Raw genomic sequence first — 1,896 nt, 5'->3', positions numbered from 1 at the left:
GGTGATTTTTTTGTCCGATTATTTTAGATTCTTTGTCAGATCCAGTTTTGTCGAGCTGCGAAACTGCGTCAAGGTCATGTTCTTTCTCAGCGGCTTCATCCCCAGGATTCTGCTCAGGGTCAGATAGGTTGCATTTACGCGGGTCGGGGTGACAATCACATTCGGGTATTCACCTTGCACAAGTGCAAGGGGGTCATGGATGGCGTCCATGAGTTTGGCGGCTGAAGCATCTTGCTCACCGTTTTGCCCCAGAAGATGCTGGGCATAGCGTAACATGCTCAAAGCCAGGAAGCAGAGGGTGAAATGCCCTCTGATATGTCCATCAGTATGGACATATACCGGTTTTGCTTTCAAATCGGTTTTCAAGACCCGGAAGCTTTCCTCAATCTTCCACAGTCCTCGGTAGATGTCATAGACCTCCTGGGTTGTAAGATCCAGATTGTTCGTGATCACGGCGTAGTATCCATCATAGCGCTCTGCTTCGCGGATTTTCTCTTCGCTCAAGGTCCAGTTCTCGGTCTCCAACTCCATTTCCAGGAACTGGTTCACGCCCCGCTTGACGGAAGCCTTCAGCTGGTAGGGATGCTCCAGCCTCTTCTTTAGCTTTTCCAGCATCCGCTCACGATCTGCGGAATCCTTGGTGGCCCGTTTAGCGCTCCAGGTCAAGTGGATCTTTACGTCGACCAGCCTCTGGTCGAATTTCCGTGGTCGTCCTCGTTTCTTCCCCGTCTGTTCCAGCAACGGTCCTGGAGCCACCGGAACCTTGAACTTCAGCTGCTGGCTGACTACCTTCTCTCGGGAAACCCGTTTCCCGATGGTCTTGTCCAGGGTGTCCTTCCATCCGGATTCCTCCCAGACCAGTTCTTTGAATTCCTGTGCGGATCTTTTCAGTGTATAGCTGATCACGAAGTCATGTCCATGGGTATAGAGATACTCCAGATTGGCGCCTCCATTTAGTCCCCGGTCGGCTACGACGGTAATCTTCTCCATTTTGTAGAGGGATTTCAATCGATTCACCGATTGAATGAGGGTGTTCTGGTCCATGGTGTTTCCCGGGAAGAGTTCATAGGTCACAGGAATCCCGTGATTGTCGATGAGCAAGCCCATGACCACCTGGACTTCATTATTCTTGTGGTCCTTGGAAAAACCGAACATTCGCAGTTCTCCCCACCGGGTGCTTTCAAATGAATAGGTCGTGACATCGTAGTACGCCCGACCGTTGGCACGGTTCGTATTCTTCTCGAAAAACTTACAGAGATGGGCGATCAGATCGTCTTTACAGGAGTCTAAGACATCGAGCACATCATACATCCGATCCAACTTCATCTCCTCTAAACCGGCATAATATGCCTGATCCTTGGCGCAAGCCAAGACACTGCTCGGATCTCCACAACGGTGAAGGAGGAGGTAGAATATCGCTTCGATGACCTTCTGTGCATCACGTTTTCCTGACCGTTCCACAAAGAAGCTATCCAGCTTTAGCTGATCCCATAGCTGAAGAACCAACGCATGTCCGAAGTAATAGGAGGAGGTCACATCGGAGGCTTCCAGAATCTCTTCGGAAGATACTTCCAAATTCACCGGGGTTGAGGAAAGCTTTTTCTCCGCACTCAGACGTTTAGCCTCCGCTTTCAGCTTTTCAATGATCTCTGGATCCTCTGCCAGCATGCGCTCATAGTTGCCTAAAGTCTGAATCACATGGGTTTTCTTCTTGGTGGTTCCTGGTATTCGGGTATCTTCCCGGAATTGAATCACCCGGTACTTTCCTGATCCTGTAATTGCTACGTACATCCTCCACCTCCATAGAATAATCTCAGTTATAGTATATCACATTATAACCGAACATAACAGGACAAAATAATTAAAGTTTCGTGAACGATAAAGATCCCTGAAATC

At 49.1% G+C, this 1,896-nt stretch carries 1 protein-coding gene; it reads right to left on the bottom strand.

The annotated features are described in order from the left end of the window. Positions 1-18: 18 nt before the first annotated feature. On the bottom strand, positions 19-1,791 hold the full coding sequence (locus tag KCG48_RS14395) for an IS1634 family transposase (RefSeq protein WP_211802872.1): 1,773 nt from the start codon (positions 1,789-1,791) through the stop codon (positions 19-21). Positions 1,792-1,896 lie beyond the last annotated feature (105 nt).

The sequence above is a fragment of the Proteiniclasticum sediminis genome, assembly GCF_018128025.1.
Taxonomy (GTDB): domain Bacteria; phylum Bacillota; class Clostridia; order Clostridiales; family Clostridiaceae; genus Proteiniclasticum; species Proteiniclasticum sediminis.
The sequence above is the reverse complement of the archived record's forward strand: the minus strand, read 5'-3'. Positions and strand labels throughout refer to the sequence as shown.